The 6,483-nt window shown below is 51.6% G+C and carries 5 protein-coding genes and 1 pseudogene; 5 read left to right on the top strand and 1 reads right to left on the bottom strand.

The window, feature by feature from the left end:
* A partial coding sequence (locus AB7U36_RS09340) for a metal-dependent hydrolase (protein ID WP_428159511.1) occupies positions 1-550 on the bottom strand: 550 nt, incomplete at its 3' end.
* A 387-nt stretch (positions 551-937) separates the two neighbouring features.
* On the opposite strand from AB7U36_RS09340, the gene AB7U36_RS09335 reads away from it, so the two are divergent.
* The 5 genes and pseudogenes from AB7U36_RS09335 to AB7U36_RS09315 form a co-directional block, all read left to right on the top strand.
* Positions 938-3,031: a molybdopterin-dependent oxidoreductase gene (locus AB7U36_RS09335; protein WP_428159510.1), complete on the top strand. Its 2,094-nt coding sequence runs from the start codon at positions 938-940 to the stop codon at positions 3,029-3,031.
* Positions 3,032-3,202: 171 nt separating this feature from the next.
* The gene (locus tag AB7U36_RS09330; RefSeq protein ID WP_428159509.1) at positions 3,203-3,718 is read left to right on the top strand and encodes a 4Fe-4S dicluster domain-containing protein; all 516 of its coding nucleotides are present in this window, start codon (positions 3,203-3,205) and stop codon (positions 3,716-3,718) included.
* Between the two features lie 9 nt (positions 3,719-3,727).
* Positions 3,728-5,893: an FAD-dependent oxidoreductase gene (locus AB7U36_RS09325; RefSeq protein WP_428159508.1), complete on the top strand. Its 2,166-nt coding sequence runs from the start codon at positions 3,728-3,730 to the stop codon at positions 5,891-5,893.
* Between the two features lie 14 nt (positions 5,894-5,907).
* Positions 5,908-6,126, top strand: coding sequence for a hypothetical protein (locus tag AB7U36_RS09320; protein WP_004071756.1), 219 nt, complete (start codon positions 5,908-5,910; stop codon positions 6,124-6,126).
* A 40-nt stretch (positions 6,127-6,166) separates the two neighbouring features.
* Positions 6,167-6,483, top strand: a pseudogene (locus AB7U36_RS09315) (sulfite exporter TauE/SafE family protein); the annotation flags it as partial.

Raw genomic sequence — 6,483 nt, 5'->3', positions numbered from 1 at the left:
TTCCAAATTTAAATGCCGTGCCTGAAGATTTTTTCTTTTTCAAGTTTAAAAAATCGAGACTGAACAGCTCATCAAGTATAAGGTGCAGGATCGAACCGCAAAAAACGAATCCCCCGGCCATCCAGGATACAAAATCATTGAAATGGAACACGCGATTTAAACCGATTGCAGCCATGCATCCAAAGGCCACTGCCGCCGGTATGGAATGAATAATGCCTCGGTGGACCGTCAGCTTCGTAAATAAAGAAAAAATAAAAATTTTTATAAAAATAAAACTTACCGCCCAGATGATGAACAACTCAATCACTGTGTTATCGGCACGCTGCTTGAACACCACTAAAAAAGAAATCACTGTTGCAATAAATGTAAACAGCAATCGGACAGTTAAAGAAGCGTCTGAATCAATGTCCGGCAACAGGCCGCCCACCACCCCGAGAACAAAGTAAAGCAGCACTTCCTGGGGAGACGCAACTGACGCTGCAAACAGCATTGTTGCCGCAATGCTGCTTGCGATGCTTGCCACGGTAAGATGTGTTTTAAAATCCGCCACTGTTTAAACCGACTCATTATCTTTGAAATACGTTTCTGACACAGCACCATATAGCATACAGGATTCAAGTTTATAACTCAACGTTCGCTGATTAAAGAGGCTAACGAACACATATCCCACCCGAATGGGTGCAATAAAATAATTGCACCCAAGCCATCTGCTCTCTTACCTGGAAATGAATTGCACCCCTTATCAGTAGGAAAATCGGCAGGCGGAAAATCATAAAATATATTTCAAATTCAAGACATTAAATCTTCTTCAAAAAAAACCTTTAGACCATGCCAAGTCTTTGGCATGGTTATGGCAATTCGGAGGATTTTGAATTAAAAAATGATATATCCCGGACCATGGTTCCGGAAAAATAACAGTTCTTCAGGGAGAACAAATATGACCAAAAAATCGGTGTTCAGTGTCTGCGGTATGTGTACGGTACGCTGTCCCATCCAGGTGGAAGTTGAAAACGGCCAGGTTGAATTTATTTCAGGCAACCCCCATCTCCCGGCCATGAAGGGGGCGGTCTGCCCGAGAGGTGCGGCAGGGACAGCCCTTCTCCACGATAGCGAGCGACCGCAGACGCCTTTGATTCGCGCAGGTGAGCGAGGGGAAGGAAAGTGGCGCAAAGCCACCTGGGACCAAGCACTGGATTATGTGGCAGAGAAACTCAACCAGGTTAAGGCCGAATACGGGGCACGAGCCATCTCATTTTCTGACAGGAGCGGACCGTTCAGGGACATGCACCGGGCCTTTCTTAAGGGTATTGGCACTCCCAACTACAATAATCACGACTCCTCCTGTGCCAGAAACGTCCAGCATGCGGCGCTCTCCTTGACCGGTATGGGCAGAAAAGCCGTCGCCTACGACTTTAAAAACGCAAAGCACGTGGTACTCCAGTTCAGAAATATTTTTGAAGCCATTAATGTCCAGGAAGTGAACGACCTTATGGACGCCCTGGAAAAAGGATGTAAACTCACGGTGATCGATATCCGGGCCAATATATCCGCAGCCAAGGCCAGCCGGTTTATGATGATCCGACCGGGCACCGACTATGCCTTTAACCTGGCAGTCATCCATGAACTGATCAACAAGCGGCTCTATGATGAACAATTTGTCAACCGCTACGTGGAAGGATTCAAAGCACTTGAACAATTTATAACCCCTTATACACCTGAGTGGGCTGAAAAAGAGACCGGCATTGAAGCAACAACGCTTCGCAATTTTGTGGAGGAACTGGCAAAGGCGGCACCGTCAGTGATCTGGCATCCGGGCTGGATGACAGCAAGGTACAAAGACTCCTTTTATATCTGCCGCTCCATCTATATCATCAACGCCCTTTTGGGCAGCTATGGTGCCAAAGGCGGGCTTCCTTTTGTATCAAAACCTGCTGACGTTGGTGTGAACGGCTTAAAATCATTCATGGATCTTTATCCCGCACCAAAGGAGAAACGTGCCGACGGCGTGGGGTGGAAATACACCCATTTTGAAAATGGCCCGGGTCTGGCACATTTACTGTTCAAGGCCATTGAAGAACAGTCGCCCTACCCCATTAAAGCCTATATCGCCTACCGCCATGATCCGCTCATGGGATATCCGGACCCGGACCGCCTGCGGCGGATGTGGGATAACCTTGACCTGCTCGTTTCCGTTACTTTTTCATGGTCAGACACGGCCTGGCATTCAGATGTGGTCCTGCCGCTTTCCACCTACCTTGAGCGCGAAAGTCTCATCGCCACAAAAAATGACCTGAAACCGTACTTTTTTGTCCGAAAACGGGCAGTGGCACCCAGATACGACTCTTTGGCAGACTGGGAAATCATCTCAGGCCTCGCCCGCCGCATGAACCTGCCGGACCTGGTCTTTGACCGGGTGGAAGACCTGTGGAAATTTCAGCTCAGGGATACCGGCATGACCATTGAGGATTTCAATGCCAAAGGGCTGGTGAATCTGGCAGAGGAGGCAATATATAAAAAGTTTGAAGACTACACATTTAACACCGATTCCGGAAAAATTGAAATCCTTTCCAAAAAACTGGAAGAAAACGGCCAGCCCTCTCTAAAGCACTATGAGCCGCCGGCATCTCCAAAGGCGGGTGAATACAGATTGACATTCGGCCGATGCGCCATTCACACCCAAGGCCATACCGTAAATAATCCCCTGTTAAACGAACAGATGCCGGAAAACACCTTGTGGATCAACACGGCCGAAGCCCAAAAGCTTAACATATCAGACAGGGACATTGTCACCGTGAGTCAAAACGGCTACTCGGAAACCATCCGGGCCCAGGTCACAGACCATATCCACCCGGAGGCCGTCTTTGTGATCCACGGATTTGGCCACCGCATTAAGGCCGAAAGCCGGGCATTCGGCAAGGGCCTTGCGGATAACAAATTCATGGCAGGCGGCCTGGATATCTGGGATAAAGCCGGCGGTGCCGTTGCGTACCAGGAGCACTTTATCACGGTGTCCAAGGGACAGGTGCAATAAAAAATATGCGGTGCAAAATATTTATTGCGCACCAGCGTAACACTACCTGGAAACGGATACCATCCAAAACCCAAGGGCCCGCAAAATTAAAATTAACTTAAATTAGATAAATTATTTTGACTTTCATAAAAGATAAACCAGATATGTGTCAAGCTGGACACCGGAGGCACCATGAGCCAATACTACCTGTTTCAGGATACTAAAAAATGCATCGGCTGCCACACTTGCGAGGTCGTGTGCAAGGCCAACAAAAAATTACCCCCAGGGCCGAAACTCTGCCAGATTATCCAGGTGGGTCCCAAGACCGTTGGAGAGGTGCCAAGGAGATCATTTGTCTATATGTCCTGCTTTCATTGCGAAAACCCCTGGTGCGTTTCGGCCTGCCCCACCGGCGCCATGCAGCAGCGCAGCAAAGACGGAATCGTATTTGTGGAACAGGACCTTTGCGTGGGATGCAAAACCTGCATATCCGCCTGTCCCTGGGGGGCACCCCAGTGGAACCAGGAGATCGGCAAGGTTGAAAAATGCGATTTCTGCATGGATCGGATCGACCAGGGCCTTGCCCCTGCCTGCGTGACGAGCTGCACCACAGGCTGCCTTAAGTTCGGCACGGTCGAACAAATGACTCAGATCCGAAGAGCGCGCCATGCAGCGTCCGTAACTTCCTTTGAGAACACAAGCTTTTAAGGAGTGAATATGGACAAGATCTGCCCGGTTCGACAAACCATCCTTTTTTTAACCCAACTGATCGGACCCAAAGGACTGCCCGACCCAAAGGGACGACGAATTTGCGAACAAATTCTTGTTCTGGCCGAAGAGATAGCCGAAGGCACAGCAGGAGAGGAACATCTGGGCGCCATTGAAGCCCTGGTCAACGAATTTAATGATGCCGGCAACCCGGAACAGACCCGGCAGGCAGGCATGACCATTCAAGGGCTTCTGGCCGATCACCGGGAGGTATTTATCAACCATATCCAGACCCGGAACTGTCCCACCCACGACTGTGGAAAACTTGCCCCCTCCCCCTGCCAGATGGCATGCCCCGCCGGGATTGACATCCCCACATACCTTGCGCTCATCGCCCAGGGAAAGGATGCCGAAGCCATTGAGGTGATCAGACGGGACAATCCGCTGCCCTGGGTGTGCGGCCTGATCTGTACCCGGCCCTGTGAAATGATGTGTGTCAGGGCCAGAATCGACAAAGCCATCTCCATTAAATTTCTAAAAGCATTTGCTGCCGAACGCGCCATGTCCCAGCGGGCCTATACCAATCCCATCCCCAAGCCTGCCAACGGCAAAAAGGTATGTGTGGTCGGCGCAGGCCCGGGGGGCCTTTCCTGTGCTTATTATCTGGCGCTCAGGGGATACGGTGTCAGGATCATTGAGGCCTTGCCCGTGGCCGGCGGTATGCTCATGGTGGGTATTCCCCGGTACCGCCTGCCAGGGGAAGTCATTGGCCGGGAAGTGGCCATGATTGAAGACCTGGGCGTAGAAATCCAGTACAATACCCGGTTCGGCAAGGATGTCACCAAGGACGAACTGGACCGGGAAGGATTTGAGGCCTATTGCATCGCCATTGGTGCCCATAAGGCATGGACCTTGAGTATTGAGGGAGAAAAGGATTTTCCAAAAGTTATCGAAGCGGTCCGTTTTCTGAGAGATGTCGCCCTGGGCGATCATCACTGTCCGGGAAAGAATGTGGTGGTGGTGGGCGGCGGCAACGTAGCCATTGATGCGGCGCGCACCAGCCTGCGCCTGGGCGCCGAGCGTGTCACCATTGCCTATAGACGGACCCGGGATCAGATGCCTGCGGATGTGGAGGAGGTGGAACAGGCCGAAGAGGAAGGCATTGAATTCTCTTTTCTGACCATTCCCGCCGCAGTAAAGGGTGAAGGGCACAATATTCACACCCTTTCATGTATCAAGGCAGAACTGAAAGCAAAAAAAGGCTCCAACCGCCTTGCACCGGTTCCCATTGAAGGCAAAGAGTTTGAGATCCGGGCGGATGTCGTGATCTCCGCCATTGGCCAGTATGTGGACAACGAAGGGATGGAAGCGTTTACCGGCATCAACTGGAGCCGCCGGGGCACCATTGATGTTAATCACGCCGGTATGGAAACGGCCCAGCCAGGCGTCTTTGCCGCCGGAGACGCGGTTTCCGGCCCCGCCACAGTGATCGAAGCCATTGGCGGCGGTAAACGGGCTGCTGATGCCATTGATCGTTACCTTCGCGGTATTCCCCAGCCTCGCGCCCCCAGAACGCCCGTACGCCACAAGACGGAACCCGTTATTGAAATGACGGCCCACCAGAAAATGACCATTAAACCGCCAGAAATGCCCATGCTTAACCTCTACCGGCGCAGAACGACCTTCCAGCAGGTAGAACTAGGGTATGAGGAAGCCGATGTCCGCCAGGAGGCTGCCCGGTGCCTGCGCTGTGACATCTGCCGCCGTTGCGGCAAATGCGTGGATATCTGCCGGGATAAAATGGGGATCAATGCCCTGAAGCTGGGATACCTTGATTTTGATGAAAGCGGCCCCACTGATTTCAGGGTCACGGCGGAGAGCTGTATCACCTGCGGGGCATGTGCGGCCAATTGTGAAAATGATGCATTAAAAATTGATGAAAAAAATGGCCGGCGAAGACTTTTGCTATGCGGCACTATCCTGAACAGCCAGACTATCCAGTATTGTGAATCCTGCGGTGCGAAACTTGGCTCTGTGGAATACACCCGCTTTATTGCTGGAAAAACCAGGAACATCACACCGGCCACGGAAAATCGGCTGCTGTGTAATAACTGCCTGCGCCGAAAAGCTGCGGTTTCCAACGCCGCAAACACCGGTGCTTTACCCATCCCATAGAACAGGAGGCAAAAATGACATTTCAACGGGGAGATAAGATAGAGGTATTCAAGGCGTCCACGGACGATGCCTGGGAGGACTACATGAATGATTTTATAGGTTCCCATGGGTTTATTGTGGATCCGGACACCTCGGTGAACGACCCGGATGCCCTGGTGGAGGTAAGCCTGGAAGGCAAAGGCACCCACCGGCTTCCCCAGGATTGTCTGAGACGATTGGGGGATCAGGTATGAAGCTCAACGATTTGATTGAAACGAAAAAAGGAGAAAATGAATGACATTGAAGTTTAAGTGGTTTGTATTTTTTTTGACAACAGCAACACTGATGCTGCCGATGATGGCCGCGACCCCTGTTATGGCCGACCCGCTTGCCGATGCTATTGCAGCTGTGCCCCAGGGCACCGGACCGGGTCAAATCGATCCGTCGGCGCCGACAGGTATCTTCGGCATTCCTGGGGCACCGGCTCCGGGTTTGCTGCTCTGCTTTTGCTGGGCCGTCTGGGTGGGCTGGATTTTCTCAACCATAGGCGCATTCGGTGGCGTTATGGCCGGTGTGGGTCACATTTCCATTTACGGAATGGGTGCCTATGC

The sequence above is a fragment of the Desulfobacter sp. genome (genome assembly GCF_050177295.1).
Note: the sequence above shows the minus strand (reverse complement) of the source record. Positions and strands in the feature narration are given on the sequence as shown.

Excerpts from the sequence above, each read along its gene's own strand:
- AB7U36_RS09335 (WP_428159510.1), top strand. The coding sequence starts at position 938 with ATGACCAAAAAATCGGTGTTCAGTGTCTGCGGTATGTGTACGGTACGC.
- AB7U36_RS09330 (WP_428159509.1), top strand. The coding sequence starts at position 3,203 with ATGAGCCAATACTACCTGTTTCAGGATACTAAAAAATGCATCGGCTGC.
- AB7U36_RS09325 (WP_428159508.1), top strand. The coding sequence starts at position 3,728 with ATGGACAAGATCTGCCCGGTTCGACAAACCATCCTTTTTTTAACCCAA.
- AB7U36_RS09320 (WP_004071756.1), top strand. The coding sequence starts at position 5,908 with ATGACATTTCAACGGGGAGATAAGATAGAGGTATTCAAGGCGTCCACG.